General features: G+C 63.8%; 13 protein-coding genes. 4 read left to right on the top strand and 9 right to left on the bottom strand.

The annotated features are described in order from the left end of the window. Window positions 1-509 precede the first annotated feature (509 nt). The 9 genes from RCI06_RS08090 to rpmH all read right to left on the bottom strand — a co-directional run bounded on the left by RCI06_RS08090 (window position 510) and on the right by rpmH (window position 9,235). A complete protein-coding gene (locus RCI06_RS08090) occupies window positions 510-1,337 on the bottom strand; it encodes a ParB/RepB/Spo0J family partition protein (protein ID WP_101553145.1) in 828 nt (275 codons plus the stop codon). Window positions 1,338-1,445: 108 nt separating this feature from the next. After that, window positions 1,446-2,162, bottom strand: coding sequence for a 16S rRNA (guanine(527)-N(7))-methyltransferase RsmG (gene rsmG, locus RCI06_RS08095; RefSeq protein ID WP_306575474.1), 717 nt, complete (start codon window positions 2,160-2,162; stop codon window positions 1,446-1,448). Next, window positions 2,159-4,042, bottom strand: a complete 1,884-nt coding sequence (gene mnmG, locus RCI06_RS08100; RefSeq protein ID WP_306575477.1) for a tRNA uridine-5-carboxymethylaminomethyl(34) synthesis enzyme MnmG — start codon at window positions 4,040-4,042, stop codon at window positions 2,159-2,161. Before mnmG ends, rsmG begins: the two co-directional genes overlap by 4 nt. 432 nt (window positions 4,043-4,474) lie before the next feature. Then, window positions 4,475-5,845 (bottom strand): tRNA uridine-5-carboxymethylaminomethyl(34) synthesis GTPase MnmE, encoded by a 1,371-nt coding sequence (mnmE, locus tag RCI06_RS08105; protein ID WP_306575480.1) that lies wholly within the window; start codon window positions 5,843-5,845, stop codon window positions 4,475-4,477. A gap of 94 nt (window positions 5,846-5,939) precedes the next feature. After that, window positions 5,940-7,211, bottom strand: coding sequence for an RNA-binding cell elongation regulator Jag/EloR (gene jag / locus RCI06_RS08110; RefSeq protein ID WP_306575483.1), 1,272 nt, complete (start codon window positions 7,209-7,211; stop codon window positions 5,940-5,942). Window positions 7,212-7,266: 55 nt separating this feature from the next. Next, window positions 7,267-8,334: a membrane protein insertase YidC gene (yidC, locus tag RCI06_RS08115; protein WP_101553140.1), complete on the bottom strand. Its 1,068-nt coding sequence runs from the start codon at window positions 8,332-8,334 to the stop codon at window positions 7,267-7,269. 5 nt (window positions 8,335-8,339) lie between these two features. Beyond that, the gene (gene yidD, locus RCI06_RS08120) at window positions 8,340-8,591 is read right to left on the bottom strand and encodes a membrane protein insertion efficiency factor YidD (RefSeq protein ID WP_101553139.1); all 252 of its coding nucleotides are present in this window, start codon (window positions 8,589-8,591) and stop codon (window positions 8,340-8,342) included. Further along, the gene (gene rnpA / locus RCI06_RS08125) at window positions 8,585-8,920 is read right to left on the bottom strand and encodes a ribonuclease P protein component (protein WP_101553138.1); all 336 of its coding nucleotides are present in this window, start codon (window positions 8,918-8,920) and stop codon (window positions 8,585-8,587) included. The genes yidD and rnpA overlap by 7 nt, the downstream gene beginning before the upstream one ends. 180 nt (window positions 8,921-9,100) lie before the next feature. Continuing rightward, window positions 9,101-9,235, bottom strand: a complete 135-nt coding sequence (gene rpmH, locus RCI06_RS08130; RefSeq protein WP_101553137.1) for a 50S ribosomal protein L34 — start codon at window positions 9,233-9,235, stop codon at window positions 9,101-9,103. Window positions 9,236-9,602: 367 nt separating this feature from the next. Between rpmH and dnaA the strand changes: the two genes are divergently transcribed. From dnaA to recF, 4 genes are all read left to right on the top strand, one after another. After that, a complete protein-coding gene (gene dnaA, locus RCI06_RS08135; RefSeq protein ID WP_101553136.1) occupies window positions 9,603-10,931 on the top strand; it encodes a chromosomal replication initiator protein DnaA in 1,329 nt (442 codons plus the stop codon). Window positions 10,932-11,282: 351 nt separating this feature from the next. Beyond that, a complete protein-coding gene (gene dnaN, locus RCI06_RS08140; RefSeq protein ID WP_121586257.1) occupies window positions 11,283-12,386 on the top strand; it encodes a DNA polymerase III subunit beta in 1,104 nt (367 codons plus the stop codon). 22 nt (window positions 12,387-12,408) lie between these two features. Then, window positions 12,409-12,612: an RNA-binding S4 domain-containing protein gene (locus RCI06_RS08145; protein ID WP_306575487.1), complete on the top strand. Its 204-nt coding sequence runs from the start codon at window positions 12,409-12,411 to the stop codon at window positions 12,610-12,612. A 3-nt stretch (window positions 12,613-12,615) separates the two neighbouring features. After that, window positions 12,616-13,728: a DNA replication/repair protein RecF gene (gene recF / locus RCI06_RS08150; protein ID WP_101553133.1), complete on the top strand. Its 1,113-nt coding sequence runs from the start codon at window positions 12,616-12,618 to the stop codon at window positions 13,726-13,728. The last annotated feature ends 2 nt before the right edge of the window (window positions 13,729-13,730 follow it).

Below are 13,730 nucleotides of genomic sequence, written 5' to 3' on the forward strand. Positions count from 1 at the left end.
GCCCATTGATCCGTGGCAGGGCGCCGCCGACTTTGGCCGAAGGCCAACCGGAGGCGGCGCGGGGGTCAAGGGGGCGCAGCCCCCTGCGGTTTCTTTCCCCTATTTCTTGGGCGGCCAAGAAATAGGGCCGCCTGCCGGGGCGGGACCCGGCAGCTCTGCCGCTTCATGAGCGGCACATCTAAGCCCGCCGTCGGTCGACTACCGACAAGCTCCACCGCTCACTGAGCGGAAAATCCAAGCCCGTCGTCGGCCGGCCACCGACAACCTCCGCCGCTCAGGGTGCGGCAAACCCAAAACTTCCGCGACGCAAAGGAACCGCTTTGCGGCGGCTTTCCGCGTGTCGCGCCGCCTTATCGCCGCAATCGGAGCGCGCGGTCTGCGCGACGCAAAGAAACCGCCTTGCGGCGGTTTCTTTGCAGGGAAACGTGTATTTATTTGACCAAGCCCCGGGACGGCTTCCGCGCGCTGTTAACGCGGCCCGTCCAAGCGGTGGTTGGCGTCGGAGAAAATTAGGCGCTGTGCGTCCGGTAAGCGCTCTTTTTTGGAATCCGCATGGTATAGCAGATGTATTCCTCATCCTCGACCTTGGTGGTGTTGATGTCGATGCCCGCCAGTTTCATGGTGGAGACCGCTTTGGAGATCGTGTTCATAAAGACGCGCAGGTCCTTCACGATAAAGAGACGGGTGGCCCTGCGCGGCTCTTCCTGCTCTTCGACAGGCTCGAGAAGCGCGTCCACATACCGCTCGGTCTCCCCCACGTTTAGGCGCTCCCGCACGATATGCTCCAAAGCCGCCGCGACGGTGATCTCATCCGGGAGCTTGAGCAGAGCGCGTGCGTGGCGTTCGGTCAGGCCCGCGTCGAGCATCCGGCGGCGGAGCGGTTCGCTGAAGGTCAGCAGGCGCAGCTTGTTGGCGACGGTCGACTGCGCCTTGCCCAGCCGTTCCGCTACCTGCTGCTGGGTCATTTCGCACCGCTGCATCAGCTGTTGGATGCCCACCGCCTCTTCAAAATAGTTGAGGTCCTTGCGCTGGAGGTTTTCCACCAGGGAAAATACGGCGGATTTTTCGTCGTCGAACTGTTCGACGATGGCGGGAATCTTGTCCAGATGGAGCATCCGGCAGGCCATCAGCCGGCGCTCCCCCGCGATGAGCTCGTACCCCGTTTCGGTGCGGCGCACCGTGATCGGCTGGAGCAATCCGCTTTGGGAGATGCTGTCGGCCAGTTCCTTCATGCCCTTGGGATCAAACTGCCTGCGCGGCTGGTAGGGGCTCGAGGTGATCTCGTTGACATCCAGCAGGACGACCCGGTTGACCGTGCGCTGTTTTGAAAACTTCATGGCATTTCACGTCCTTCCGTTTGTCCTTGACTAGATGGTACCATGAAATATTCCTGATTTCCAGAAATTTCGGTCGCAGAAAAAAGCAAAATCCGCCAGCCTGGGACATCAGGCCAGCGGATTTTTTGCCATTTTCGCGTGCGGACGTGGATATTTTGTCGAGGTCTGCGATATTTTCTTGACGCAGACAATCGTCCTGCGGCTTCCATCCGGCAGAACCAGCCGTTCGATCCGGTCGATTTTCCCGCCCAGAAGCTCCACCGCCCTGCGGGATTCCTCCAGCTCCATGTCCACGTCGCCCCCCTTGAGCGCCGCGAACATGCCGCCTACCCGCACCAGCGGCAGGCAGTATTCGCTCAGCTCCCGCAGGTGCGCCACCGCCCGCGCGGTCGCGAACGCATATTGCTCCCGGTGGCCGGGCTGCCTGCCCGCCTCCTCGGCGCGCGCATGGACACAAACGTTTTCCTCCTGCCCGAGCGCACCGGACAGTTCCCGCAGAAAAACCAGCCGTTTATTCAGGCTGTCAAGCAGCGTGACCCGCAGGTCGGGCCGCACGATCTTCACCGGCACCGACGGAAAGCCCGCGCCGGTCCCCACGTCGACCAGGGTCGCTCCCACGGGGGGTGTGAACGCCCTGAGCAGGGTCAGGCTGTCCACAAAATGCTTGACGACGATCTCCCCCGGCTCGGTGATCGCCGTGAGGTTCATCCTTTCGTTCCACTCGACGAGCAGCTCCGCGTACCGGTCGAACCGCTCCAGCTCGGCCTCCCCGAGCGGAAGCCCGAGCGCGGCCGCATACTCCGCGAGCATCCTTTTGTCAATCATGTCTTCCCTCCCCTGCGCTGTTCCAGCCAGATCAGCAGCACCGAGATATCAGCGGGGCTCACCCCGCTGATGCGCGACGCCTGCCCAATGTTGACGGGGCGGATCTTCCCGAGCTTCTCCGCCGCCTCCAGCCGCAGCCCGCCGATCCCGCGGTAATCGATGTCGGCGGGCAGCGCGCGGTTTTCCAGCCGACGCATCTGCTCCACCTGGGCGAGCTGCTTTTTGATGTATCCCTCATATTTGATCGTGATCTCCGCTTCCTCCCACACGTCGCGCGGAAGCTCCGGACGCTCCGGGTCGAAGGGCGCGAGGTCGGCGTAGCCGACCTGCGGGCGGCGCAGCAGCTCCGCGAGCCGTACCGAAAGGGTGATCGGCGCCGTTTCACGTGAAACAAGCAGGCCGTTCAGTTCCTCCGAGGGCGCGGCGGACGTTTTCCGCAGCCGCGCGATCTCCCCTTCGATCAGCGTCTGCTTCTCCCGGAACCGCCGCCAGCGCTCCTCCCCGATGAGGCCGAGCTCATGCCCGGTGGGGGTCAGGCGCGCGTCGGCGTTGTCCTGCCGCAGCAGCAGCCGGTATTCCGAGCGGGAGGTCATCATGCGGTAGGGGTCGTTGCAGCCCTTGATCACGAGGTCGTCAATCAGCGTGCCGATATAGGAGCTCGCGCGGTCGAGGATCAGCGGCTCCTTCCCCTGGGTCTGGCGGGCGGCGTTCACGCCGGCCACCAGGCCCTGCGCGGCGGCCTCCTCATATCCGGAGGTGCCGTTGAACTGCCCCGCGCCGAAGAGCCCGCCGACCGCTTTGCATTCGAGCGACGCGCAAAGGCAGGTCGGATCGATGCAGTCGTACTCGATCGCATAGGCGTTGCGCATGATCTGTATCTTTTCAAAGCCGTCGATCGTGCGGTAGAGCGCGACCTGCACCTCCTCGGGCAGCGACGAAGACATCCCCTGCAAATACATCTCGTTGGTATCCAGCCCCATCGGCTCGATGAAAAGCTGATGGCGGGTCTTGTCGGCAAAGCGGACGACCTTGTCCTCGATGCTCGGGCAGTAGCGCGGCCCGATCCCCTCGATCATTCCACCATAGAGGGGGGAACGGTGGAGATTTTGGCGGATGACGGCATGGGTGCGCCCGTTCGTGTAGGCCATGTAGCAGACCGCGCGGTTTTGGAGGCCCGCCGGGTCGGTCTCAAAGGAGAAGGGGGTGATCGGGTCGTCCCCCTCCTGCGGCTGAGTCTTGGAAAAGTCGATCGAACGGCGGTCAACCCGCGCGGGGGTGCCGGTCTTGAAGCGGCGGAGCGGGAGGCCGAGCGCCCGCAGGGAATCGGAGAGCGGGCCCGCCGCATGCATCCCGTCCGGTCCGCTCTCAGCGGCGTACTCCCCCACAAAGATTTTGCCGCGCAGGTAGGTGCCGGTGCAGAGCACGGCGGCCTTCACCCCGTAGACCGCGCCCAGCGCGGTGACGACGGCGGACACGCGGCCGTTCTCCGCGCGGATCTCGACGATCTCGGCCTGCTTGAGGTCGAGGTTTTCCTGGTATTCGAGCACGCGCTTCATATAGAGGTGATACTGCTTGCGGTCGGCCTGCGCGCGCAGGCTGTGGACCGCCGGGCCCTTGCCGCGGTTTAGCATCCGGGACTGGATAAAAGTGGCATCGGCGGCCTTAGCCATTTCGCCGCCGAGCGCGTCGATCTCCCGGACGAGGTGCCCCTTCGCAGTGCCGCCGATCGAGGGGTTGCAGGGCATGTTGCCGATCGCGTCGAGGGACATGGTAAAGAGCACAGTGCGCGCGCCAAGCCGCGCGGCTGCGAGCGCGGCCTCGATGCCCGCGTGTCCCGCGCCGATCACGGCGACATCATAGCCGCCTGCCCGGTATTCCATTGAAACCCCTCCCTTCCCTTAAAATTCGGACTCTTCTATCGCGAAAGTTTTCGGGGTCAAGGGGGGCTTTTTCAAAAGCCCGCCCTTGCCGCGCCCGCAGGCGCGGAACGCCCCATCCTTCAGGCGTATTTTTCGGCCCCTTTTTACAAGAGAAAAAGGGGCGTTTGCCGTGGGGCGGTTTCCCGCCGGGGAACCGCCCCACGGCCTCCTCGTCTTTGCCCAGCGCGGGGAAGGCGCGCCCGCGGGCGCGCCATGGGGGGCCTTTTCTCTTGCAAAAGGCCCCCAAACCCCCAAAATGCGCCTGAAGCAGGGCCTGCGGGCCCAAGTGAGGGCTCCGCCCTCGCCGCCGGACCTCGTCCGGCGGCTCACCCGCCACCTTTTCAAAAAGGTGGACGAAAAGTTTGGTTTGAGGACGCGGATACGAAAAATGATTCATTTTCCGACGCAGAAGCGGGAAAAAACCTGGTCGACGACCTCCTGCGTTGCGCGCCTGCCCGTCAACGTGAGCAGCGCGTCCACCGCGCGCTCGATGCAGACGCACACCGCGTCGTAGGAGACGCCCGCTTCCAGCGCGTCCGCCGCCTCGCGCACCTCCGCCAGCGCGTCCGCCACGGCGGCGCGCTGGCGCTCGTTGGCGACCACCGCCGCCGAAGGGTCGAAACGCTCAAGCAGAAAGAGCTCCTCAATCTTTTTTTTCAGCGCGTCCGCGCCCTCCGCCGACTTGGCCGAGAGCGTCACAACATGCGCGAAATTCTCCCGGATGACCTCCATATCCAGCCGCTGGGGCAGGTCGTTTTTGTTCACGAGGGCGATGCAGACCGCGTCCTTGCAGCAGCGGATCACGCGCAGGTCGTTTTCATCGAGCGCGTCCGAGCCGTCGAAGACCGCCAGCACGAGCTGCGCCCGCGCAAGCTCCCCGACCGCGAGGTCCACCCCCGCGCGTTCCACCGGGTCGTCGGTGCCGCGGATGCCCGCCGTATCCGACAGGCGCAGCACGATCTCCCCCAAACGGATCGTGTCGCTCACGATGTCCCGCGTTGTCCCCGCAATCTCGGTGACGATGCTCCGGGCGTGCCCCGCGAGCAGGTTCATCAGGGTTGACTTGCCCACGTTCGGCCGCCCGACGATCGCGGCGGAGATCCCCTCCCGGATGATCCTCCCTGTGTCGTAGGTGCCGAGCAGCCCCGCCAGGTCGCCCTCACAGCGGCGCAGTCCCCCGCCCAGCTCGGCCGGGTCCACCTCGGCGATCTCCTCCTCTGGATAGTCGATCCACGCGGCCAGGTGGGCGGCGTAGCCGGTGAGGGCGTCCGCCACGGCTTCGGCCCGGCGGTAGAGCGCCCCGTCCCGCGCGCTCAGCGCGGCGCGCGCCGCCTGCCGCCCCTCGGCGGAAATGAGGTCGGCGACCGCCTCCGCCTGCGTCAGGTCGAGCTTGCCGTTCAAAAAGGCGCGCCGGGTAAACTCCCCCGCGAGCGCGGGACGCGCGCCCGCCGCGACGCAGGCGCGCAAAAGACGGTTGACGAGGTAGACGCCGCCGTGGACGGCGATCTCGACGACCTCCTCCCCCGTGAAGCTCCTCGGCGCGCGAAAGAGGGTGACGACCGCTTCGTCGATCTCCCCGTCCGCGTCGCCCGCCCGCCCATAGGCGCAGGTATACCCTTTCATCCCGGCCACGGTCTTTTCCCCGGCCAGCCGGACCACCCGGTCCGCGACCGCCGCGGCCTCGGGGCCGGACAGGCGCACCACGCCGATCCCGCCGGTCCCCAGCGGCGTCGCGACCGCCGCGATCGTATCCATGCTCTGCATCCTGTCTCCTCCCGGCCCGCGGCCGTCCTGAAAATGGTCGGAACGTGCAAGCGAGGAGGTTTCATGTGAAACCTCCTCGCAGTCAGAATCGGTGTTACAGGTCGATCTTGCCGTAGAGCGGCAGATCCTCTTCAACGCGGGCGGCGGGGCGCGCGGGTTCGCTGCGCGGCTGCGCGGCCTGCTCGGAGGAATCCGGCTTCACATAGTGCTCGGGCTCCCGCTCAAGCTCCTTCATGTACTCGCGGTCCACATCGGTCGGGGTCGGCTTGACGCTCTCACGGGGCGCGCCGTCCCGGCGCGGGCCGCGGTCGCTGCGGAACCCGTCCCTGCGGGGGGGCCTGTCCCCTCCGCGGCGGTCGTCGCGCGGGCGGTCGTCCCTCGGCCTGTCGTCGCGGGGCCTGTCGTCACGCGGACGTCCCTCGCCGGGCCGTCCGTCCCTGCGGGGCGGTCGGCTTCCGCCGGCGCCGCCCGGACGCGGGCCGCGGCCTTTTCCGCCCCGCTGCTGCGGGCGCGGGTTGGTCGGGGAAATGACCACGCGGCGGTTGGGCTCCTCCCCGATGGAGGAGGAGGTCACGCCTTCGATCCCCGAAACGGTCGAATGGATGATGCGGCGCTCATAGGGGTTCATCGGCTCGAGGGTCGACGGCCTCCCATAGCGGACCGCGGAGGCGGAGAGCTTGCGCGCAAGCTGCTGCAGCGTGCGCTCCCGCTTTTCGCGGTAGTTGCCCGAATCGATCGTCACGCGCATGTAGTCGCCCTCCTGGCGGTTGGCGACCAGCCCGGAGAGGTATTGCAGCGCGTCGAGCGTCTCGCCGCGGCGTCCGATGATGACGCCCAGCCCCTCGCCCGACAGCCGCATGACGATGCCGTTATCGGTAAACGCCACGGAGATCTCCGCCGCGACGCCCATCTCAGCCAGCACCGACTTGACATAGTCGGCGGCGGTGCGCGCCTTGCCCTCGACCGTGTCCGCGGCCACAAACTCCAGCGGCGGCTGCGGCTCGGCGGGCTCGGGCTTGCTTTCCGGTTTCGGCTCGGCGGCCTGCTCCGGCTTCGCCTCCGCTTTGGGGGCGGGCTTTTCCACGCGGGGCTCCTGTTTTTTCGGCTCCCGGCGGGGCTCCTGCCGCTGCTGTTTTCCAGTATTTTCCTTTTTCTCAGGGCGCTCTTCCCGCCTCCTGGGCGCGGGGGCCTCGGGCTCCTCAATGAATACACGCACCTTGGCAGGGGTGTTGCGCAGGCCCAAAAAGCCGCGCTTGGGCAGGGTAACGATCTCAAAATCGATCGCGTCGCGCTCGACGCCCAATTCCTGGCAGGCGAGGTCGAGGGCCTCCTCGACGCTGCGCGCTTCCTTAATGACTTCACGCATGGCTTGTTTACACCTCCGTGATGGTTGCCGCGCGGTTGCGGGCGGCAAGTCCTGTTTACGCCTTCAGGTCGTCGTCGGTAACTTCCTTGTAGACTTCGCCGTATTTTTCGGCGTCGCGCTTCCTGGCCTCAGCCAGCTTGATGCGGTTGATCTCCTTTTGGGAGAGGGCGGTGTCGATGTCCTTTTCGCCGCGTTCACGCGCGCGCTTTTTGGCCTCGATCTTGGCCTGGCGGTCGGCCTCCTTTTTGGCCTCATACTCCGCCTGAGCCTTCGCGGCCAGCTTGGCCGGGTTCATATACCGGTTGAGCAGGAAGGTCTGGAGCGCCATGAGCAGGTTGGAGATGACCCAGTAGACGCCCAGTCCGGCGGGCACCACAAAGGAGATCCACGCGGACATCAGCGGCATCATGAGCATCATGCCCTTGGACATGCCGGCCGCGGCGGCGTTGTCGCCCGCGGCGGCCGCGGACTGGCGCATCGAGACCCACGAGACGAGCACGGAGGTCAGGAAGGAGAGGATCGGGATGAGCAGCAGGATGTTGAGCGCGAAGGTCGGCTGCTGGGTCAGGTCGATGGGGCCGATGGACAGATCGAGCGACTGCACCTTCTGCACAAAATCCCCCAGGCCGGAAAAGGCGTCGGGGTTCTGGTTGACCGCGTCGATGATGCGGATCTGACGGGAGTAGTCCTTGGCGAGGTTCGCGTTGTTTAAGAGCCCCGCCGCGATCTCGGTCGCGCTCTCGATGGTCGGGCCGGCCACCCGGAGCAGGTGGGTCAGCGGGCGCTGGATGACGTCGTAAAGACCGAAGAGGATGGGCATCTGGATCGCCATGGGGAGACAGCCCGACATCGGGTTGTAGTTCTCCTCCTGGTAGAGCTTCATCATCTCTTCATTCATTTTTTCCTTGTTGTTCGCGTACTTCTTCTGGATCTCATCCATGCGGGGCTTGAAGATCTGCATCTTCACCATCGACTTTTGCTGCTTGATCGAAAGCGGGACCAGGCAGGCGCGCACGATGATGGTAAAGAGCAGAAGGGCGACGCCGTAGATGGGGATCACCTTGAAGCAGGCCCACATTACCCAGCCGAGCGGGTAACCGAATATGGAATATAGCCAAGCCATCTATTCTAGTTCCTCTCTTTTTGATTTCGAAATGAAAAGGTCTCGGGGACAGGATCGATCCCGCCCGGGTGAAACGGATGGCACTTTAGAATCCGCCTCAGCGCGAGATAGCCGCCGCGCAGCGCGCCGAAGCGCTCGACGGCGGTGTAGGCATAGGCCGAACAGGTCGGATAGAAGCGGCAGGTGGGCCTTCCCTTGAGCGGGGAAAGCAGCCGCCGGTAGAGCCTGATCAGGAAGAGCAGCAGGCGTTTCATGATTTTTTGCCCAGCTTTTCGATGACCGACCGCATTGCCCGCATGACCTCCTGCGTGGAGGCGAAAACCGTTTTGGTGCGGGCGACAAAGACGTAGTCGTTCCCGACGGGGAACTGCGGTTCCAGCAGGCGGTAGGCCTCCTTGAGGACCCGCCGCGCGCGGTTGCGCCTGACCGCCTTGCCGATCTTCTTGGTAGCGGTCAGCCCGATGCGGTTGATGCCTTTGTGGTTTTTGAGGACGTAGACCACAACTACGGGAGTGGTAAAGGCACGGCCCCGATAGTAGGCTCTGCGGAATTCCTTGTTGAGCGTCAGGGTTTCGGTGTGGAGCATGGGTGTTCCTCCAAACATGCGGCGGGACCCCTCAGCCGCGCTGCCGCCTGATAAAAATAAAGACCACAACGCGAGCTGTGGCCGTCTATTTTCCGATGCAAACATCGCAGCGCCGCGAAAGGGGCTTTACCGGGAAAGGCGTCCCGCCGCCCCGCGCGAGGCGCGGGGAACAGACCGGGATCAGTGGGTCAGGCGAGCCCTGCCCTTCGCCCTTCTGCGGGCAAGCACCTTGCGGCCGTTCTTGGTCGCCATACGTTTGCGGAAACCGTGTTCTTTTTTCCTCTGGAGCTTTTTCGGCTGATAGGTCCGAATCATTGTCAACCCTCCTCTCCTGCGGTCGATTCCATATCCTGCGCCCGCGGCGGCAGGCCGCGAGCGCGGGGAATTCTTTTTTACCTTGCAGATAAGCATTATACCGCACTTTGCGGCGGTTTGTCAAGGCATGGCCCCGTATTTGCCGAATTCCCTCGGCTGCGGCAGTTTCGCGGCGACGGAAAACGCGCCCCCACTACTATATAAATATGTAGATTCTGCCGTATGTGGAATACTTGAAAGAACGCCCGTTTTGTGGTATGATTAAAAAGTTACAGGTTCTGTTGAAAAACGGTGGAATTTCTCCTTTTTCACACAGTCCCGGACCGGTTTGCACCGGTTCTCCACACTCACCAAAGGAGCTGTTCCCATGGAATCATTCGCCGACCTATTCCCGCTCGTGCTCGACCACTGCAAAGGGAAAATCTCCGACGTGGCCTTCAACCTCTGGCTCAAGGACATCGTCCCGGTCCGGCTCGTGGAGTCGACCGCTTATTTAAAGGTAAACTCCGAGTTCAAGATGAACATCGTCAAGGAGAAGTACACCGCCATCCTCCAGACCGCCTTCGAGGAAGTTCTCGGCTTCGAGGTCGGCATCGACGTCTCCTGCGACGGCCCCTCGGCGGGACAGGCCTCTTCCGTCGAGCCGCTGCCCGCCGACGCGGACAGCTCGGTGAGCGGCGGGGAGTACGACTACACCTTCGACACCTTCATCGTCGGCTCCTCCAACAAGTTCGCGCACGCGGCCTCGCTTGCCGTCGCGGCCAACCCCGCCAACGCCTACAACCCCCTCTTCATCTACGGCGGCTCCGGGCTGGGCAAGACCCACCTGCTCCACGCGATCTGCACCGAGATCCGCAAAAACAAGCCCGACTGCAACATCATCTACGTCAAGGGCGACGAGTTCGCCAACGACATCATCACCGCCATCCGCGACCAGAACACCGCCGCCTTCCGCGAGCGGTACCGCAAGGCGGACGTGCTGCTCGTCGACGACATCCAGTTCATCGGCGGCAAGGAGAGCACGCAGGAGGAGTTCTTCCACACCTTCAATACCCTCTACGAGGCGGGCAAGCAGATCGTCCTCGCGTCCGACCGGCCCCCCAAGGAGATCAAGACGCTGGAGGACAGGCTCCGCACCCGCTTTGAGTGGGGGCTGCTCGCGGACATCCAGGCGCCCGACTATGAGACGCGCATCGCGATCATCCGCCGCAAGGCGCAGCTGCTGGACATCCAGATCCCCGACGACGTGGCCGAGTACATCGCCAACCGCCTCAAGACGAACATCCGCCAGCTCGAAGGCGCCGTCAAGAAGCTCAAGGCCTATAAGCTCCTGCAGGGCACCAACCCGTCGATCGTCATCGCGCAGAACGCGATCCGCGACATCCTCAACGACAACCAGCCGGTGCCCGTCACGGTCGAGCGGATCATCTCGGAGGTCGGCCGCACCTACGGCATCTCGCCGCAGGACATCCGCTCCAACAAGCGCAGCGCCCAGATCTCCTCCGCGCGGCAGATCTCCATCTACATCGTGCGCGAGATCACCCAGATGTCGATGTCCACCATCGGCGAGGAGTTCGGCGGGCGCGACCACAGCACGATCGTCTACGCGATCCAGCAGGTCGAAAAGAACATGGCCAACGACCTGCGCTACAAGGAAACGATCGAGGATATCGTCAAGAATATCCGCGACAGCTGATTTTTTCCACTTTCCACTCTCCACATCTGCCAAATCCCGTGGAAGATTTTTGAGACCTTCCACGATTTCCACAAAGTTTTCCACATTTTCTCTACTTTCCGCCCCACTTTTCCACAGCGGCGTGGAAACGGCGGACGGGAATGCCCTTTTCCACCAATCGCTTCCCCGGTTCTTCTCGCGGCCGGCCGCCCGCGAACCAGCCGGTGCTCCGCCTTTCCGGGGCGTCTCCACTTTTGCGCGCCCCCTACTACTACGGCTATTTTTCTTTTACTCTCTCTATCCAAATCAGAATCCTTTTTCCGCTGTGGAAAAACCCACCGCGGATTCTTCTATCATCTAGGAGGTGCTTTGATGAACGTCATCTGTGACAAACAGCTTCTCGTGGAAGCAGTGGGCAACGTCTCCCGCGCGGTCTCCGCGAAAAACACCCTCGCGGCGCTCGAAGGCGTGCTGCTGCGCGCGCAGGACGGGCGGCTCTACCTGACCGGCTACGACCTCGAGCTCGCGATCTCCACGGCGATCGAGGCGAAGGTTCTCGCGCCGGGCGAGATCGTCCTCTCCGCGCGGATCTTCCTCGACATGATCCGCCGGATGCCCAGCGAGACGATCAGCATCACCTCGGACGAAAAGATGCTGACGCTGATCAAGGGCTCCCTCACCGAGTATACCATCCTCGGCATCCCGGCGTCGGAATACCCCGAGCTGCCGGCGGTCAACCAGACCACCGAGATCAGCCTGCCGCAGGCGGCGCTCAAGAACATGATCAACCAGACCCTCTTCGCGGTGGCGGTGAGCGACAGCAAGCCGGTTCACACCGGCTCCCTCTTCGACATCAAGGGCGGGGAGCTGAACGTCGTCTCGGTCGACGGCTACCGCCTCGCCCTGCGGCGGGAGAAGGTCGCGTTTGACAGCGATTTCTCCTTCATCGTCCCCGGCAAATCCCTTTCCGAGGTGGCAAAGCTCCTCAGGGACGAGGAGGGCGACATTGAGATCGCCGTCTCAAAACGACATATTATCTTCAAGGCCGGGAGTTATAATGTAATATCCAGGCTGTTGGAGGGAGAATTCCTCGATTACCGGGCGGCCATCCCCGCGGGCGGGCAGACGACCGTCAAGATCAGCACGCGCGAGCTGATCGCCGCCATCGACCGCGCCTCCCTGCTCATTTCGGACAATATTAAAAGCCCCCTGCGGCTCAAATTCGAGGGCGGCGTGATCAAGATCTCCTGTTCGACCGCGATCGGCAAGGCGTACGACGAGATCACCTGTCAGCAGACGGGCGACGACGTGGAGATCGGCTTCAACAGCCGCTACATGCTCGACGCGCTCAAGGCGAGCGAATGTGACGAGATCCAGCTGCTCATCAACGGGGCGCTCTCCCCGATCAAGCTGGTTCCGCTCGAGGGGGACAGCTTTACCTTCCTCGTGCTGCCGGTGCGGCTCAAGTCGGAATGACCGGGGGAAGGGTGAAACGCGTATGAAGATCACGATCAGGCCCCCCTTTATCAAGCTGGACGCGCTGCTTAAATTTGCCGGCGCGGCCGAAACCGGCGGGCGGGCCAAGGAGCTCGTCGCCGCCGGGAAGGTGGCGGTCAACGGGGAAACATGCACCATGCGGGGCAAAAAGATCTTCCCCGGCGACGTCGTAACCGCCGGAGATTCCGAAATCGAGGTTGTGTAGCAGGTGAAGATCAACCGCATCCGGATCAGCGATTTCCGTAATATCGCCTCGCTCGAGCTGGAGCTTTCGGACGGCGCCAACGTCGTCTACGGGGACAACGGGCAGGGCAAGACCAATTTTGTCGAGGCCGTGTGGCTTTTCACGGGGGCCAAGAGCTTCCGGGGCGCGAAGGACGGGCAGCTCGTCCGCTTCGGCGCGCCGCAGGCCGGGCTGGAGATGGAATTTTTCGCCGCCGGCCGCGACCAGCATGCCCGTGTGACCATCGAGGGGCGGCGCGGCGCGGCGCTCAACGAGATCCCGCTCAAATCCGCCGCCGAGCTGGCGGGGCATTTCTGCGCGGTGGTCTTTTCGCCCACCCACCTCTCCCTCATCAAAAACGGACCGCTCGAAAAGCGCAAGTTCATCGACACGTCGATCTGCCAGATCAAGCCCAAGTATATCCACATCCTGAACCAGTACACCCGCGTGCTAGACCAGCGCAACCGCCTGCTCAAGGACATTTCCTATGAGACGAGTCTCTTCGACACGCTGGACGTCTGGGACGCGCGGCTGGCCTCCTTCGCGGCGGTGCTGATCAAGACGCGCGCCTCCTTCCTCGACCGCCTCTCCCCCTTCGCGCGGGAGACCTACGCGGGTATTTCCGGGGAAAAGGAGGCGCTCGGGCTGGAATACCAGTCGTCGCTCCGGTGCGACACGGCGCGCTCCATCCCCGAGATCGAGGAGCAGGTGCTTGAGGACCTGCGCGCCCACCGGGGGGAGGACATCCGCAGCCGGGTGACCGGGCTCGGCCCCCACCGGGACGACATCGCGGTCACCCTCGACGGCAACAGCGCGCGGGTGTTCGGGTCGCAGGGGCAGCAGCGCTCCTGCGTGCTCGCCCTCAAGATGGCCGAGTGCGAAATCATCCGGGAGACGATCGGCGAATATCCCGTCGTCCTGCTCGACGACGTGATGAGCGAGCTGGACGCGGCGCGCCGCGACTACCTGCTCAACCATCTCAGCGGGCGGCAGCTCATCATGACCTGCTGCGACCGGGCGGACTTCAAGCACCTGACGAGCGGCGTCAGCGTCAAACTGGAGGGCGGGCGCGTCCTCACGACCAGGAAATACGAGTAAAG

The sequence above is a fragment of the Anaerotruncus massiliensis (ex Togo et al. 2026) genome, assembly GCF_030825285.1.
Taxonomy (GTDB): Bacteria; Bacillota; Clostridia; order Oscillospirales; family Ruminococcaceae; genus Anaerotruncus; species Anaerotruncus massiliensis.

Coding starts and splice junctions, on each gene's coding strand:
- RCI06_RS08145 (WP_306575487.1), top strand. CDS start 12,409: ATGAAGATCACGATCAGGCCCCCCTTTATCAAGCTGGACGCGCTGCTT.
- dnaN (WP_121586257.1), top strand. CDS start 11,283: ATGAACGTCATCTGTGACAAACAGCTTCTCGTGGAAGCAGTGGGCAAC.
- RCI06_RS08090 (WP_101553145.1), bottom strand. CDS start 1,337: ATGAAGTTTTCAAAACAGCGCACGGTCAACCGGGTCGTCCTGCTGGAT.
- dnaA (WP_101553136.1), top strand. CDS start 9,603: ATGGAATCATTCGCCGACCTATTCCCGCTCGTGCTCGACCACTGCAAA.
- yidC (WP_101553140.1), bottom strand. CDS start 8,334: ATGGCTTGGCTATATTCCATATTCGGTTACCCGCTCGGCTGGGTAATG.
- rnpA (WP_101553138.1), bottom strand. CDS start 8,920: ATGCTCCACACCGAAACCCTGACGCTCAACAAGGAATTCCGCAGAGCC.
- mnmG (WP_306575477.1), bottom strand. CDS start 4,042: ATGGAATACCGGGCAGGCGGCTATGATGTCGCCGTGATCGGCGCGGGA.
- rsmG (WP_306575474.1), bottom strand. CDS start 2,162: ATGATTGACAAAAGGATGCTCGCGGAGTATGCGGCCGCGCTCGGGCTT.
- jag (WP_306575483.1), bottom strand. CDS start 7,211: ATGCGTGAAGTCATTAAGGAAGCGCGCAGCGTCGAGGAGGCCCTCGAC.
- rpmH (WP_101553137.1), bottom strand. CDS start 9,235: ATGATTCGGACCTATCAGCCGAAAAAGCTCCAGAGGAAAAAAGAACAC.
- mnmE (WP_306575480.1), bottom strand. CDS start 5,845: ATGCAGAGCATGGATACGATCGCGGCGGTCGCGACGCCGCTGGGGACC.